Raw genomic sequence first — 16,252 nt, forward strand, 5'->3', positions numbered from 1 at the left:
ACGCCGCCGGCATAAGCGCCAGCGGCGGGCGCGGCCACGGGCGCGGCCACGGGCGGGGGCGGGGCGGCGGCGGGCGCCACAGTCCCGCCCTCTTGCGCATTGAGTGTCAGAATGAGCGAGCCTTCGGAGACCTTGTCGCCGACCTTGACCTTGATCTCCGCGATCACACCCGCGCTGGGCGCCGGCACGTCCATGGTGGCCTTGTCGGACTCCAGCGTGATCAGCGGGTCCTCGACCTTCACCGTATCGCCCGGATTGACCAGCACCTCGATGACCGGCACGTCCTTGAAATCGCCAATGTCGGGAACCTTGACCTCGACCAAATTTGCCATTGTTTCCTTACTCCTTTAGATCAGAACCCGCCGCAGGTCGGCGAGCAGGTTGGCGAAATGGACGTTGAAGCGCGCCGCGCCCGCGCCGTCGATCACCCGGTGATCGTAGGACAGCGATAGCGGCAGGATGAGTCGCCACGCCGACTGTTTGCCGTCCGGCGATACCTGCTTCCAGGAGGACCGGCACACTCCCATGATCGCGACTTCCGGCGCGTTGATGATCGGGGTGAAGTAGGTGCCGCCGATACCGCCCAGGCTGGAGATGGTGAAGGTGCCACCTTGCATCTGATCGGGTTTGAGCTTGCCCTCGCGCGCCAGCTTGGCGAGTTCGCCCATTTCCCTGGCGATGTCCACGATGCCCTTTTGATCGGCGTCGCGAAGGACCGGCACCACCAGGCCGTTGGGCGTGTCGGCGGCGAAGCCGATGTGGTAGTACTGCTTGAAGATCAGATTATCGCCGTCCAGCGAAGCGTTGAACTCGGGGAATTTCTTGAGCGTCGCCGCCGCCGCCTTGATCATGAAGGAGAGCATGCTTACCTTGACGCCGCTCTTCTCGATCTCCTGGTTGAGCTGAACGCGGAATGCTTCGAGATCGGTGATGTCGGCCTCGTCATGATTGGTGACGTGCGGGATCATCACCCAGTTGCGGTGCAGGTTCGCGCCCGAAATCTTCTTGATGCGCGACAGCGGCTTGCTTTCCACCGGCCCGAACTTGCCAAAGTCCACTCGCGGCCACGGCAGCAACTCGATGCCGCCGACACCGGCGCCAGCGGCCACGCCGGCCGCGGGCGCCGCGCCGCCCTTGGCGAAGCTTTCCACATCCTCCCTGAGAATGCGGCCCTTGTTGCCGCTGCCCTTGACCTTGCTCAGGTCGACGCCGAGTTCGCGCGCCAGCTTGCGCACGGCCGGCCCGGCATAGGCCAGTTTGAAAGCGCCCTCGTCGATTCCGGTGGTGGGTACAGGCGCGGCGACGGCGGACGCGGCGGACGCGGATGCGGGTTCACTGACCGGTGCCGGAGTCGTCGCCGCGCCGCTCGCGGCGGCCGTGGCCAGGGTGAGAATGACCGTGCCTTCCGACACCTTGTCGCCCACCTGGACCTTGAGTTCCCGCACCACGCCGCTCAGCGGTGCCGGCACGTCCATGGTCGCCTTATCCGATTCCAGCGTGATCAACGGCTCCTCGGCCTTCACCGCGTCGCCCGGCTTGACCAGTACTTCGATGATCGGCACATCCTTGAAATCGCCGATGTCCGGGACACGCACGTCGAACGTGTCGCCGTGCGAGCTAACCGGCGCGGGCGGCGGCGACACGCTCGGCACGGCCAGCGCGGCGGCTTGCGTCGCCTCCGCGCCGTCGAGCATCAGGATCAGCGCGCCTTCCGACACCTTGTCACCGATCTGGACCCTGATTTCTTTGATGGTTCCACCGGTTGGCGCCGGCACGTCCATGGTCGCCTTATCCGATTCCAACGTGATCAGCGGGTCCTCGGCCTTGACGCTATCGCCCGGCTTGACCAGTACCTCGATGACGGGTACGTCCTTGAAATCGCCGATGTCGGGGACTTTGACTTCGATTATCTGGCTCATTGTTCTTCCTCGTGAGGCGTTGAGCGGTCCCGGATGATCAAATCGTCCAGGGATCGGGCCGTTCGGTGTCGAGGCCATAGTTCTTGATAGCCTCCTCGACTTGTTCGGCCTTGAGCTGGCCCTCGTCGGCCAGCGCCTTGAGCGCGGCGACGGCGACATAGTACCGGTTCACCTCGAAGAAGCGGCGCAACTGAACCCGGTAGTCGCTGCGCCCGAAGCCGTCGGTGCCCAGGGTGATGTAGCGCCGCGGGATGTAGGCGCGCACCTGCTCGGCGAAGGCGCGCATGTAGTCCGAGGACGCAATCACCGGTCCGGCGTGCTTTTCCAGGCAGGATTCGACATAACTCTTCCGGCGCGGCTGCGACGGATGCAGCAGATTCCAGCGCTCGGTGCTCATGCCCTCGCGCCGCAGTTCGTTGAAACTGGTGACGCTCCAGACATCGGCATCGATCTTGAAGTCCTCCTTGAGCAATTCCGCCGCCGCCATGACTTCACGCAAGATGGCGCCACAACCGAACAGTTGCACGCGCGGCCCTGAAGACGCACCGCCGTCCTGGAGGAGATACATGCCCTTGACGATGCCTGCTTCCGCCCCTTCCGGCAGGCCGGGATGGGGATAGTTCTCGTTCATCAGGGTGAGGTAGAAATACACGTCCTCCTGCTCCTGAAACATGCGGCGCAGGCCTTCACGGATGATGACGACGACTTCATAGGCAAAGGTCGGATCGTAGGCGACGCAGTTGGGGATGGTCGAAGCCAGGATGTGGCTGTGGCCGTCCTCGTGCTGCAGACCTTCGCCGTTCAGCGTGGTGCGGCCCGCCGTGCCGCCGAGCAAGAACCCACGGGCGCGCAGGTCGCCCGCCGCCCAGGCCAGGTCGCCGACCCGCTGCAAGCCGAACATCGAGTAATAGACGTAGAACGGGATCATCGGCAGGTTGTTGGTGCTGTAGGAGGTCGCCGCCGCGATCCAGGACGACATGGCGCCCGCCTCGTTGATGCCCTCCTGCAGCACCTGGCCCGACTTGTCCTCCCGGTAGTACATGAGCTGGTCGGCATCCTGCGGTTTGTAGAGCTGGCCGACAGCGGAATAGATGCCGAGCTGGCGGAACATGCCCTCCATGCCGAAGGTGCGCGACTCGTCGGGCACGATGGGCACGACGAATTTGCCGATGGCCTTGTCCCGCACCAGCGTACCCAACATCTGGACGAAGGCCATGGTGGTCGAGATTTCGCGCTCGCCCGACGCCTTGAGCAGACGGTCGAAGGTGGTCAGCGGTGGGATCTCGAGCGCGGCGGACTTGGCCCGGCGGCTGGGCAGGTAACCGCCCAGCGCCTGGCGGCGCTCGCGCAGATAGCTCAGTTCCGAGCTGCCTTCCGGGAACCGGACGAATGGGATTTCCGCCAGTTGCTCGTCCGCGACGGGAATCTGGAAGCGATCACGAAATTGCCGGAGCGCGTCGTGGGTCATCTTCTTGGCCTGATGGGCGATCATCTGGCCCTCGCCCGACTCGCCCATGCCATAGCCCTTGACGGTCTTGGCCAGAATAACGGTCGGCTGACCCGGGTGCCTGACCGCTGCGGCATAGGCGGCATAGACCTTGGTGGAGTCGTGGCCGCCGCGGCGCAGCGCCCAGATATCGCCGTCGCTCATGTCGGCCACCAGCTCCCGCAATTCCGGGTATTTGCCGAAGAAATGCTCGCGGATGTAGGCGCCGTTCTTGGATCGGAAATCCTGGTACTCGCCGTCCACGCATTCCTCCATGCATTGCAGCAGGAGTCCGGTCTTGTCCTTCTCCAGCAGTCGATCCCAACCCCGGCCCCAGATCGCCTTGATCACGTTCCAGCCGGCGCCGCGAAATACCGATTCCAGTTCCTGGATGATCTTGCCATTGCCGCGCACCGGACCGTCCAGGCGTTGCAGGTTGCAGTTAATGACGAAAATGAGATTGTCCAGCCGCTCGCGGCCAGCCATCGAAATGGCGCCAAGCGACTCCGGCTCGTCGCACTCGCCGTCGCCCAGGAACGCCCAGACTTTCCTTCCCTCGGTCTGGGCCAGTCCCCGTCCTCCCAGGTATTTCAGAAACCGGGCCTGGTAGATAGCCATCAGCGGCCCCAGTCCCATGGAGACGGTCGGAAATTGCCAGAATTCGGGCATCAGCCACGGATGCGGGTAGGAGGACAGCCCCTGGCCTTCGGTCTCCTGGCGGAAATTGAGCAACTGGTCCTCAGTCAGCCGCCCTTCAAGGAAAGCCCGGGCATAAAAACCCGGCGCGGAATGACCCTGGAAATAGATCAGGTCGCCGCCATGGTCCTCGGTCGGCGCGTGCCAGAAATGACCGAAGCCGATGTCGTAAAGCAGCGCAGAGGATTGGAAGCTGGCGATGTGGCCACCCAGTTCGGATGATTCCTTGTTAGCACGCAGGATAATGGCCATTGCGTTCCAGCGAATGGCAGAGCGGATTTTGTGCTCGATATCCCGGTCGCCCGGCGTGCGCGCCTCGTTCTCGGGTGCGATGGTGTTGCGGTAAGCGGTGTTCAGCGACGCGGGAATGTAAATGCCTTGGCGCCGCGCCTCCTGCACCAGCGTGTCCACCAGAAAATTGGCCCGTTCCGAGCCCTGGTATTGCTGGACAGCTCGCAGGGCGTCGAGCCATTCCTGGGTTTCCAGTGGATCGAGATCGCGATGGGTTGCCACGAGTTCTTCTCCTCAGTTATCGGTTAGGGGTGGTCACGCGCGAGAATGCCACGCACGGGATCACATCGCCATGCTCCAGACAATGATAGGTGATGATGGGCAAACCACCACCATCGGCAGCTTTCGGCCAGCGATCGGAGGGACTCTCCACCTGAGTCCACGGGCGCGGCAAACCACCACAGGTCTCGAACGGAATGACAATCGTGGCAATCGATATCGGTTATCGCCGCGTCTTCGATTTTAGTGAGAGCCATGAAATTACCATCGAGTAAGGATAACCACCCGTTTGCCAGTCACCAGCGCAGCCGATAAACAATGAACGGAAAAAACTCTACAAGTCCGTGTTACTTGATGTCTTGGATAAAATTGCGCCGATTCCCAATCTGTGTCTTTTTTTGATACTGGCCTGGTGTTATACCGACTACCTGGGAAAAGTACCGATGAAAGTGGCTCTGATCACAGAAGCCAACGTGAAACGCCACCTCCCCAATCGGATCACCATGTCGTAACATTTCTTTAGCATGCAATACCTTCAGCAGCACTTGGTAGCGATGCGGTGTTATGCCCAGCGTTGTGGTGAACAACCGTACAAGATGGAATTTGCTGATCCCGGCCACAAGGGCCAGCTCATCCAGATGGATGTGTTCGGCATAACGTGCGCTTAAATGAGCGACAGCGACCTCGATGGGTGGCAAACGCTGCCAAGCCAGGAAGATTGTTTGCAAATTCGATGATATAAGTTTTTGCTCGCGCATCAGCGTTTCTGCCGCACGAGGCAAAGGTAGAGCGACGCAGACGATGTCGGCTTGTCGCAGTACCTCGTCGAGAGAGAGCAGGCAAGCATTACAGGCAACCTCAATCTCGGGCATTGGATGCACATGGTGGTAGAGGATTTTCATGCCGAAGTCCATACAGGCTTGACAAGCAACCACATGACCGATGAGATCCATACCGAGAACACCGAGTGTTTTGGTAAGTATCTTCCTCTCGGAAAGGAATTCTCTGACGCTACACTTTTCTTTCGCGAGGAGTTCCGCGAGTCTAATAACTGCAAGTCCCGTATTCCACACTTGGGGATGCCCGATCAGGGATCGTTCACTCGAGTCATTGGTAGCGAAGGTGGCTATCGCCTTATTCAAAGCAATGATGTCAATATGATCCATCGGGTTTCCCTTGTTTACATCAGGTGACGGGCTTTAAATTCCATGCATGGTTGTTGATAAAAAACTGAAATGAAACCGGTTTCATAAAAATCCAAAAAAAATTTGGTGTTGTGAATTGATAGGTTTTCAGGCCGCAGTGCGGTTCCCTTTAAAGCCTTGGTGTAAATGATCAATCCTTCAACTGGAGCACACTGCCCACATTTGTTTGTATATCATTGTCATTATTGCACTACCTTGTTCTTGATCAGCGGCTTTCGCACTGCAAGCATCGCTGCCGAGCAACAAATATCGAAATGGTCCCTAAAAGGTCCGCTTGACTTGTTTTATGGAACCGGTTTCATCATAATCTTTTTGTGAGTTGGCTGCAAGAGGCTTTGTTGCATTAATTCTGAAAAACACTACCTGCCTTGGTGGGAAGTAACGGATTGATCCTGTTGGGACTGGTCGAAGCCCTGCAGGAAGCACACCTTCCGTTTCCGGAACAGATCGGACTGGCAGGTTTTGACGATCTACCCTGGACGCGGCTGGTGGGACCCGGCATCACCGTGATCGCACAACCGACTTACGATATTGGACAGGCCAGCATTGAATTGTTGCTTCAGCGAATCACACATCCGTCCCAGTCGGTGTGTCGGGTGGTGTTGCGCGGGGAATTGTGGGAACGAGGATCGAGCGCGCGTTGGATACCTTCATTACCTGGTTCAACAGCCGCCAGGCGAATACGATGCTGGACCCACTGCTCCGAGCCGGTATCGCGCATTTGTGGTTTATCACCTTGCATCCCTTCGATGATGGAAATGGCCGGATCGCCCGTGCCATCACTGATCTGGCATTGGCCCAGGCTGATCACCACAGCATCCGGTTCTACACCATGGTGGCAACGATCATGACCCACCGCGAAGACTATTATCAGGTGCTCGAACGCACCCAGCGTAACGGTCTTGACATCACCGAGTGGCTGGAGTGGTTCCTGATCATGCTTCGGCAAACCCTGAACCTCGCACTCGATCAAATCCAGCAAGTGTTGTTGAAAGCCCGATTCTGGCAACAACATCGCCAAGTCATTCTGAACGAGCGACAGAATAAAGTGATGAATCGACTGCTGGATGCGGGTCTGGCAAGATTTACCGGCGGATTGAACGCTCGCAAATACATGGGTTTAACCAAGGCGAGCAAGGCAACGGCAACGCGCGATCTCACCGACCTGCTGGAAAAAGGGCTGCTCAGGAAATGTCCGGGCGCGGGGCGCAGCACCCGTTATGAAATCGTCTGGCCAGTGTAGCCAGCGCCAATCGTTTGCTACGAAAAAACCCCCAGACGGAAGTCTACCACCGCCTGAGGGAAGGTTCGGGAGCCACCTCTCCCACGTATGTTCTATCTTTCGCTCTAGCTGATCACGCTCCGGTCAATTTCAGCTTTGCCGGCGCATTCACCGGGCGTTTCAGGAAAAACAGCGCGCCGGCGGTCACCACGGTACCGATTGCAATGGCTAGCAGATACGGACCCAGGTTCGTCACGGCATTGGGAATGGGCAACACGAACACCCCACCGTGGGGCACCCGCAACTCGCAACCAAACACCATGGACAGCGCGCCGGTCACTGCGGAACCGATCATCAGCGCCGGGATCACCCGCAGCGGGTCTTTAGCCGCGTAGGGAATGGCGCCTTCGGTGATAAACGAGATGCCGAGCACGGCCGTCGCACCGCCAGCCTCGCGCTCATCCAGGGAAAAACGGTTCTTGAACAACAAGGTCGCCAGCGCCAGACCCAGCGGCGGGGTCATACCGGCAGCCATGACTGCCGCCATCGGCGCATAAACCCCGCTGACGATCAACCCGGTCGCGAAGGCGTAAGCGGACTTGTTGACCGGGCCGCCCATGTCGAACGCCATCATCGCGCCCAGGAGCAGACCCAGGAAAATGGCGCTGCCGCCCTGCATGCCCTTGAGCCAGGCCGTGATGCTGGCGAGCGCCACCGCGACCGGTTCGCCGACCACAAAATACATGAGCAGGCCGACGATCAACGTACCGAGCAGCGGCAGGATCAGCACCGGCTTGAGACCGTCCAGCGTGCGCGGCAAGCGGATATGGTCGCTCATCCACTTCACGCTATAGCCCGCCAGAAAGCCGGCGGCGATGCCGCCCAGGAACCCGGAGCCAATCGTGCTGGCGATCATGCCGCCGATCATACCGGGCGCAATGCCGGGCCGGTCGGCGATGGAATAGGCGATATAACCGGCCAATACCGGCACCATCAGCGTGAAACCGGCCTTCGCGCCGATTTGGAACAACGTCCAACCCAGGGTTCCCGCATGGGCGTCCTCAAAGACGTTGATGCCGCCAATGGCGAAACTGATGGCGATCAGCAAACCGCCGGCGACGACAAAGGGAATCATATAGGACACGCCGGTCATCAAATGTTTGTAGGCGCCGGTGCGGGTCGCCGCTTGCTGCGCCTTGGCTTGCTTGACTTGGGCATCGTAGTCCGCACTGCTGGCGTCGGCTCCTTGTACCTGAGCCTGTTCAATAGCGGCGCGCACCAGCGCCGCGCCGTCATGAATCGCGGCCTTGGTGCTGGCTTCGTGAAGACGCTTACCGGCAAAGCGGCTTTTATCCACCTGAGTGTCAGCAGCGATAATGACCAGATCCGCAGCGGCGATGTCCTCGGCGGTCAGGTTGTTTTTCGCCCCCACCGAACCCTGGGTTTCCACCTTGATGGTGTGACCCTGACTCTTCGCGCCTTGCTCTAGACCTTCCGCCGCCATGAAGGTATGGGCAATGCCGGTCGGGCAGGAGGTAATGGCGACGATCTTCAAACCCGCCGCGGGCGGTGTAGCGGGCTTGTCCGTTGCCGATATACTGGCCAACGCGGTCTTGATGACTTCCACGCCGTCGCGAATGGCCAGTTCGGTAGTGGTTTCATACAACGGCTTGTCGACGAAGCGGGCGGCATCGACGCGGGTATCAGCGGCAATGATCACCACGTCAGCCTCGGCGATGTCGTCTTCGGACAGGGTGTTACGGGTTCCGACCGAACCCTGCGTCTCGACCTGGACTTCGTAACCCAGCGCTTTAGCGGCCTGCTCCAATCCTTCGGCGGCCATGATAGTATGCGCAATGCCGGTGGGGCATGCAGTGACAGCAACGATTTTCGTCATATTCGATTCTCCTTCAGTTCTGGTTTTGTCTTCAATCAACGGGGGTAACAGCAACCTGTCCAGCTAGGGCGCGGACTTCGGCGGGACGGGGCAAATGTGGTCCCAGGCGAGTCAGCTTGGCGGCGGAGAACGCAGTGGCCAGTTGTGCGGTTTCCGCCAAGGACAAGTCTTCAAGACGGGCGGCGACCAGACCGGCGACCATGGCGTCGCCTGCTCCGACCGTGCTGATCACGGCGACCTTGAGCGGATGCGCGTGCAACGCCTGTTCACGGGTCAGGAACAGCGCACCCTCGCTGCCAAGCGATATGACCACCCAGGCAGGCGCCGGCGAGCCGTGCAACAACTCACGTCCCGCGGCGACCAGCGACGCCAAACTATCCAGCGGTCGACCTAATAATTCCGCCAGTTCATGCCGATTGGGTTTGATCATGCGCGGCCCGGCGGCCAGGGCGGCCTTGAGCGGCGCGCCGCTGGTATCCAGCAACACCGACGCGCCCGCCGCCTGCATTCGTTCGGTGATGGTCGCGTAAGCATTCACCGGCATCCCCGGCGGCAAGCTGCCGGACAGCACAATCCAGTCGACTTGCCCCGCCAGCCGTTCGAGCCGCTCCAGAATCTGGTTCAGCAAATCCGCTGCGGCCTCCGGGGAAAATTCCGTTCCCGGCATGTTGAGATCAGTGGTTTCGCCGCTGACCGTATCCGCCAGTTTGGTGTTGATCCGGGTTAAGCCATCCAGGTAACAACAATGGTTAGCGATCTTCTTGCGCTGGAATAGCTCCTCAAAGAGCACGGCGTTATCGCGGCCTAGTTGACCGGCGACCGCGACCGGTACGCCGAAATCGGACAGGCAGGACGCGACATTGATGGCTTTACCGCCGACATCGATTTGCATCCGCAATGCGCGGTTGACCGCGCCCGGTTGCAAGCCAGCGACTTCAATGGTTTGATCCAGGGCGGGATTCAGCGCCACCGTGACTACCCGCGGGGCATTGACTACGGGATTCAGGGCATTCATAGCGCGCGCACCTCATCAGCAGTACGGGCGCGCAGCGCTTGGCGGGCCAATTCCTGCATGGCGGTCCGCGATTCGCTCCGTAATGCGGCTTTCACCGGAGCAATATCCTGAGCGCTCATACTGAGTTCGTCGACGCCCAGACCCGTCAGGATGCGCGCGCCCAGTGGATCGCCCGCCAGTCCGCCACAGACCCCGACCCAGCCGCTGCCGCCGGATCGGCGGGCGGTTTGTGCGCCGCGCACCGTAGCGTCAATCAAATTGAGAACCGCCGGATGCAGGCTGTCGGCTTGGGCGGCCAGTTCCGGGTGTTGACGGTCCACCGCCAGCGTGTACTGCGTCAGGTCGTTGGTGCCGATGGAGAAGAAATCAACCTGGGCCGCGAAGCGGTCGGCCAAGACCGCCACCGCCGGAATTTCCACCATGATGCCGAGCTTCACTTCGGGGCCGTTGACCTGCTGGCGCGCGCGTTCGCAGTGTTCGCGCAGCGCTTCGATTTCGCCAAGATGGGTGACCATCGGGAACATGATCCACAGCGGCCCATGCTGGGCGGCGCGATACAAGGCCCGCAACTGGGCATACAACAAATCCTGGCGCTGCAACAGCAGGCGCGCGCCGCGCACGCCGAGAAATGGATTTTCTTCGTGCGGCAAATTGAGGTAAGAAACCTGTTTGTCGCCGCCAATGTCCAGCGCACGAATGATCAACCGGCGACCGGCTAGCACTTCGGTCATTTCGCGATAGACCTGGTATTGCTCCTCCTCGTCCGGGGCGTTGTCGCGCTCCAGGAACAGGAACTCAGTGCGCATCAGGCCGATGCCTTCCGCGCCGGCGTCGACGGCAGCGGTGGCCTGCTTCGGATTGGCGACGTTGGCAGCGATTTCCACCGTATGACCATCGGTCGTCGTTGCCGGCTGATGACGAACGGCGCGCAGCGCTTCACGGGCGGCCTGCTGCCGGGCGATCACTTCGGTGACACTGCGTTGATCTTTGTCGCTGACGTCCACATAGAGGCAACCGCTGCCGCCATCGATGACCGCCATGCCGCCTTCCGGCGCGGTCAACAACGCGGGACCCGCCGCAACGATAGCGGGTAATCCTAAAGTGCGCGCTAGAATCGCGGTATGCGAGGTCGGACCGCCGACGCTGGTGGCCAATCCCCGGATATGGCGCGTGTCGAGTTGCAACGTGTCGGAGGGGGTCAGATCTTCCGCGACCAGAATCGACGGTTCAGTGAGCATCATTTGCCGCCGTTCGATACCGAGCAATTGGGCCAGCACTTGTTCGCCCACATCGCGCAAATCCAGCGCCCGAGCAGCTAGCAAAGGATCGGCGACCTGTTGCAGTTTCTCAATGCGCGCCCGCAACGCCCGTTGCCAGGACCAGGCTGCGCTGTGGCCTTGCATGATGGTGGTGAGGGCGTCGCGCACCAGCACCGGATCAGCCAGCAGTTCGCGCTGTGCGGCAAAGATGGCGGCTTCGGCGGCGCTCAACCGCTGGCGGGTACGCACTTCCAGTTCCTCGCGTTGCGCCTGGACTGCCAGTATCGCTTGTTCCAGCGCCTCGCCCTCAGCGACCACATCGCCGGGTTGATCGGTGATTTGGAAGCGCTGAGAGACATGGCGCACCAGCTTGCCAATCGCCAGTCCGGGACTGGCGCTGATGCCGTAGAGCGTGGTGGGCGAACCAGTCGGCGTCCAGTCCGGCGCGGTCTTGCGCGCGGCCAGCGCATTGCGGCGGGCGCGCTCGGCGTCGGCCTTTTCTTCAGCGGATAAAGTACGCATGGTCTCGTGCAAAGCGTTTAGCGCCTTTTGCGCATCGGGGCCGCGCGCCGCCAGCCGCAGGGTAGCGCCACAGGTTACGCCCAAGGCTAATAAACCGGTCAGCGCCTTGGCGTCGGCAAATTCGCCGCCTTTATAAATCCGCAGTTCACAAGCAAAGCGCTTGGCGGTATCGACCCAGCGGGTTGCCGGACGGGCGTGCAGCCCGTTGGGATAATCCACCGTCCATTCGACCTCGGCGTCCGCTGGCCAGGCCGGTGCGACCGGCGCTTCCACGACCGGCGGAGCGTCCGCAGCGTCGGCGAGCGCCGCGATCAACACCAGCGGGTTTTCCGCATGAAACAAGGTGTCCAGTGCTTCGGGTTGCTGCATCAGGCGCGTCAGGCGGCGCAGCAGGGCGATGTGTTCATCGGACTGGGCGGCGATCGCGACCACCAGATAGGCTTTCTGACCTTCATTCCATTCCACGCCGTTGGGTACTTGCAGAATGGCGATGCCGGTGTGGTGAATCAGATGCCGATCTTCGATCATTCCATGCGGAATGGCTACGCCGCCGCCCAGGAAGGTGTTGGCGACCTGCTCGCGTTTGAGCAGGCTGTCAATGTAGGCGAGCTCGATGTAGCCGGCCTCGGCTAGTAATTGACCGGCTCGCTGGATGGCTTCGTCCTTATTTTGAACGCGGACGTCCAAGCGAATGCATGATCTGGTAATCGTTTTCATATTTATCTCCAAGGTGGTGTGCGTTTTCGACGCAATAAATTTGTAATCGATTACATTCAGGATGTCAAGCAAAAACTCTTCGACTACATCTTCATTTTGTGCCGTAACCTTGAATCGGACAGGTTGGCCTTCTGATTGCGGCTTCACCTGCGCACTTCTGTCGGACAACGCTTCGCTTATGCCCACTTACCACTAGAGAATATTTATTGCAAGTGGCCTAAGCGCATTACGGTGAAATCAGTATGGTGAATCGCCCCGCTAATTTGTTGAATTCCTCTGCCGCATACTCGACCCCCGTTCTCGCAATTCCCCGCGCAACACCACCCGGCGCACCGACTGGGACGGATGGGCAATGCGCTGGAGCAGTAATTCAATGGTCGCTTGGCCGATGTCGTAGGTCGGTTGCGCAATCACGGTGATGCCAGGCTCCACCAGTCGGGTCCAGGGCAGATCGTCAAAACCCGCTAACCCAATCCGTTCCGGAAACTGAAGCCGCGCTTCCCGCAGAGCTTCAACCAGCCCCAGCAGGATCAAACCATTACTTCCTATCAAGGCATCCGGCAATGAAGGCCCTTGCACCAGTTCACTCGCTGCAATCCGGGCGGCGTCCACCGTTGCGGGCACGGCCTGGGCCAGCGTTTCCAGTCCATGCGTCGCCATGGCCGTCACGTAGCCTTCTTGTCGTTGCCGGCCAGTAGCACTGGTCGCGCCATAAATGAAAGCGATGCGCCGGTAACCTTGTTCGATGAGGTGTATGGTCAAGCGATAGGCAGAATCCGTGTTGTCCAACACTACTGCGTCAGCCGTGGTTTCACGGTCGCAACGATCGACTAGCACTACGGGAAAGGGGTAATCCTGTATCCGGAAATGCGCCAAGGTCGGTAACGAAGGCGAGAGAATCACCCCGCTGACGTTTTCATCCCGCATCAGGTCAAGATAGAGCGCTTCTTTTTCAGGATTTTCGTCAGCATTGCAGAGAAGCACCCGCATCCGGTTCTGATAGGCCATATCCTCAACCGCCCGGCTGACCTCGGTGAAAAAGGGGTTGCGAATATCCGAGACGATCAGGCCAATCGTATCAGTCCGGCGAGAACGTAGCCGTCGCGCCGCCAGGTCGGGCCGGTAATCCATCGCCTGGACTGCTTCCAGAACCCGCTGGCGGGTCGCCTCGGTGACCCCGGTATGCCCTGCCAACACCCGCGACACCGACGCCACTGACACCCCTGCCCGCTTGGCGACATCCTTGATCTGCGCCATTTGCATTTCTCCTCTCGAGGTAAAAAGTAACCGATTACACCATTATCTCACGTTCAAGTCCAATTTGAATAGCGATTAATTAGTTTTACAAATTTATTGACAATGAAAAAATGTAATCGTTTACAAAAAATATCCATGAAGCGCTTTCTATAGCGGTACTCGATGAGTCGTGGAATCGTGTTTTCAAACCACCCCGGCGCTTCGCGCTACCCCTCCTTGAATTAAGGAGGGGAATTCCGGAATGTAGGGCTATCAAAGAGCCAGGCTATGGGAGGGACGCTACCGGTTTTTTCTGGAGATCGCCCTACAAGATCATGCGCCGGGCGATGCCCTTGGGTTTGCGTTTCTTGAGCCGTTGCGCCTCCTTCTGGCGCTTCTCCGCCAGTTCGATCAGAATCTGTTGAGAACCGCGCGGATCGTCGCCTTCGCCTGGCACACGCTGAATATAAGTTCCATCCGGCTGCATATCCCAAGCGCTGCGCCGGTCGTTCAGCTGCACGTCCAGAATCTGCTGCAACTCTCGCTGCAACTCCGGGGCATCGATTGGCGTGACCACCTCGACCCGGCTTTCCAGATTGCGCTGCATGCAGTCCGCGGAACCGATGAAGTATTCATCAGCGCCGTTATTACGGAAATGGAAAATCCGCGTGTGTTCCAGGAATCGTCCAACAATGCTGATGACCTGGACGTTTTCCGAGACCCCTGGAATGCCGGGCCGCAACCGGCAGGTATCGCGCACGATGAGTTCGACTTTAACGCCGGCCTGGGAAGCCTGATACAGCGCTGCGGTCACTTCCTTGTCTTCCAGGGCGTTCATCTTGAACTGGATCAGCGCCGGCTTGCCGGCCTTGGCGTAGCCGATTTCCCGCTCGATTTTGGCCAACAACGCCGGTTTAAGCACCTTGGGCGCGGGCAGCAGCTTGCGATAATTGCGCTTGGGCACGTAGCCCGTGGTGAGGTAGTTGAACAGTTCGGTCAAATCTTCACCAATCACCGGATCACAAGTCAGCAGACCCAGATCACTGTACAGGCGGGCGGTGCCGGCGTGGTAATTGCCGGTGCCGATGTGCGCGTAACGGCGCAAGCCGTTGTAATCCCGCCGCACCACCAGGATCACCTTGCTATGCGTCTTGAGACCCAGCACCCCATAAGTCACATGGATACCTGCCTCCTCCATGCGGTTCGCCCAGCGAATGTTGGCCGCTTCGTCAAACCGCGCCTTTAACTCCACAACCACCGCGACCTGCTTGCCGTTTTGCGCAGCGTCGATTAGGTATTCGATAATCTTGGAATCCTCGGAGGTGCGGTACAAGGTCATCTTGATAGCCAGCACCTTCGGGTCGAAACTGGCCTCCCGCAAAAACCGCTCGACCGAGGTAGCAAACGATTCGTAGGGATGTTGCAGCAGGATCGGCCCAATCTCGCGGATAATATGGAAAATGCTGCGCTTATCGCTTAATTTCGGATGATCGCGCGGATGGTGAGGAGAATCATGCAAATCCGTCCGGCTGATCCCAACGATCTGGAACAGGTCTTTCATCGCCATCATCCCATCCACTTCGAACACTTCGCTGGCCTCGTCCAGGCCCAGTTCCGCCGCTAACATGCCGCGATGAACCGGATCCATATCTTTTTCTACTTCCAGCCGGACGATGGGAGCGACCTTGCGTTCGCGCAGTTCCGACTCGATCATCACTAATAAGTCGTCAGCCTGATCTTCATCGCGTTCGGTAACGGCGTTGCGGGTCACGCGGAACAGCTCGCAGGCTTCCACCACCATGCCGGGGAATAACAGGTCGAGGTTATTGGCCATTACATCTTCCAATGGCACGTACAACTCATCGTCGCCGACCTTGAGGAAGCGCTCGATCCCTGAACCCAGCGGCACCTTAATTCGCGCCAGACCGCTGGCGTCATCGTTAGCGTAGCGCACCGTCACCAGCAAATTGAGCGACAGATTGGAAATAAAGGGAAAGGGATGGGCCGGATCCATGGTTTGCGGGGTGACCAGCGGGAAAATGTTGCGCAAATAGTACTCGCGCATCTCCTCGCGCTGCGCCTCAGTCAGACGCTTGTAGCTGCGTAGAAAAATGCCTTGTTCCTTCAGTAATTCGTGTAATTTGGAAGCCAACACCCGCTGCTGATCGACAATATCGCGCACCACCGCCAGGCACTCGCTCAATTGCTGTTCAGGGCTGCGACCGTCTATCGAGAGTTCCCGCATCCGAGCGACGATTTGCTGCTTGAGGCCGCCGATGCGCTTCATGAAGAATTCGTTGAGGTTGGAACTGACAATCGCCAGGAATTTGACCCGCTCCAGCAGGGGCGTGCGCTCATCCTGCGCTTCATGCAGCACCCGTTGATTGAAGGCGAGCCAGGTCAGTTCACGATTCAGATACCACTCAGGAGCGTTAGAATCAAATACTGGCGGTTCGGGAGCCGCGAGTTCCACGGACGATGACCGGTCGGTTGATTCATTACTTGCAGGGATTTCGTTGAAGTCAGCGTTTTTGAGAGACGCCACGGCTTGTTCACTCATGGAAACTC

10 protein-coding genes and 1 pseudogene are annotated in these 16,252 nt (G+C 59.4%); 2 read left to right on the plus strand and 9 right to left on the minus strand.

All coding sequences use genetic code 11. The features are described from left to right. The 4 genes from H6973_20125 to H6973_20140 all read right to left on the minus strand — a co-directional run. Nucleotides 1–332: dihydrolipoamide acetyltransferase (locus H6973_20125; GenBank protein ID MCP5127827.1), on the minus strand; the 332-nt coding region annotated here is incomplete at its 3' end. A gap of 15 nt (nucleotides 333–347) precedes the next feature. After that, complete coding sequence (gene aceF, locus H6973_20130) at nucleotides 348–1,919, minus strand: dihydrolipoyllysine-residue acetyltransferase (GenBank protein ID MCP5127828.1); 1,572 nt, start codon at nucleotides 1,917–1,919, stop codon at nucleotides 348–350. Nucleotides 1,920–1,956: 37 nt separating this feature from the next. Continuing rightward, entirely contained in the window at nucleotides 1,957–4,614 is a 2,658-nt protein-coding gene (gene aceE / locus H6973_20135) for a pyruvate dehydrogenase (acetyl-transferring), homodimeric type (GenBank protein ID MCP5127829.1), read from the minus strand. A 344-nt stretch (nucleotides 4,615–4,958) separates the two neighbouring features. Then, a complete protein-coding gene (locus H6973_20140; GenBank protein ID MCP5127830.1) occupies nucleotides 4,959–5,777 on the minus strand; it encodes a helix-turn-helix domain-containing protein in 819 nt (272 codons plus the stop codon). A gap of 407 nt (nucleotides 5,778–6,184) precedes the next feature. On the opposite strand from H6973_20140, the pseudogene H6973_20145 reads away from it, so the two are divergent. Together H6973_20145 and H6973_20150 are read left to right on the plus strand one after the other, a co-directional pair. Continuing rightward, nucleotides 6,185–6,451 (plus strand): annotated as a pseudogene (locus tag H6973_20145) (substrate-binding domain-containing protein). Beyond that, on the plus strand, nucleotides 6,367–7,059 hold the full coding sequence (locus tag H6973_20150) for a Fic family protein (GenBank protein ID MCP5127831.1): 693 nt from the start codon (nucleotides 6,367–6,369) through the stop codon (nucleotides 7,057–7,059). Before H6973_20145 ends, H6973_20150 begins: the two are co-directional and overlap by 85 nt. A gap of 112 nt (nucleotides 7,060–7,171) precedes the next feature. On the opposite strand, the gene H6973_20155 is transcribed toward H6973_20150, so the two are convergent. The 5 genes from H6973_20155 to ppk1 form a co-directional block, all read right to left on the minus strand. Next, nucleotides 7,172–8,935, minus strand: coding sequence for a PTS fructose-like transporter subunit IIB (locus H6973_20155; protein MCP5127832.1), 1,764 nt, complete (start codon nucleotides 8,933–8,935; stop codon nucleotides 7,172–7,174). A 31-nt stretch (nucleotides 8,936–8,966) separates the two neighbouring features. Further along, on the minus strand, nucleotides 8,967–9,950 hold the full coding sequence (pfkB, locus tag H6973_20160) for a 1-phosphofructokinase (protein ID MCP5127833.1): 984 nt from the start codon (nucleotides 9,948–9,950) through the stop codon (nucleotides 8,967–8,969). Next, entirely contained in the window at nucleotides 9,947–12,448 is a 2,502-nt protein-coding gene (gene ptsP / locus H6973_20165; GenBank protein MCP5127834.1) for a phosphoenolpyruvate--protein phosphotransferase, read from the minus strand. Before ptsP ends, pfkB begins: the two co-directional genes overlap by 4 nt. Nucleotides 12,449–12,706: 258 nt before the next feature. Further along, complete coding sequence (locus tag H6973_20170) at nucleotides 12,707–13,705, minus strand: LacI family DNA-binding transcriptional regulator (GenBank protein MCP5127835.1); 999 nt, start codon at nucleotides 13,703–13,705, stop codon at nucleotides 12,707–12,709. Between the two features lie 304 nt (nucleotides 13,706–14,009). Then, nucleotides 14,010–16,244 (minus strand): polyphosphate kinase 1, encoded by a 2,235-nt coding sequence (ppk1, locus tag H6973_20175; protein ID MCP5127836.1) that lies wholly within the window; start codon nucleotides 16,242–16,244, stop codon nucleotides 14,010–14,012. Nucleotides 16,245–16,252 lie beyond the last annotated feature (8 nt).

The organism is Gammaproteobacteria bacterium (assembly GCA_024235095.1).
Classification (GTDB): Bacteria; Pseudomonadota; Gammaproteobacteria; order Competibacterales; family Competibacteraceae; genus UBA2383.

What these genes read in the sequence shown, in the direction of transcription:
- ptsP (MCP5127834.1), bottom strand. Translation starts at nt 12,448, where the DNA reads ATGAAAACGATTACCAGATCATGCATTCGCTTGGACGTCCGCGTTCAA.
- pfkB (MCP5127833.1), bottom strand. Translation starts at nt 9,950, where the DNA reads ATGAATGCCCTGAATCCCGTAGTCAATGCCCCGCGGGTAGTCACGGTG.
- ppk1 (MCP5127836.1), bottom strand. Translation starts at nt 16,244, where the DNA reads ATGAGTGAACAAGCCGTGGCGTCTCTCAAAAACGCTGACTTCAACGAA.
- H6973_20170 (MCP5127835.1), bottom strand. Translation starts at nt 13,705, where the DNA reads ATGGCGCAGATCAAGGATGTCGCCAAGCGGGCAGGGGTGTCAGTGGCG.
- H6973_20155 (MCP5127832.1), bottom strand. Translation starts at nt 8,935, where the DNA reads ATGACGAAAATCGTTGCTGTCACTGCATGCCCCACCGGCATTGCGCAT.
- H6973_20140 (MCP5127830.1), bottom strand. Translation starts at nt 5,777, where the DNA reads ATGGATCATATTGACATCATTGCTTTGAATAAGGCGATAGCCACCTTC.
- aceF (MCP5127828.1), bottom strand. Translation starts at nt 1,919, where the DNA reads ATGAGCCAGATAATCGAAGTCAAAGTCCCCGACATCGGCGATTTCAAG.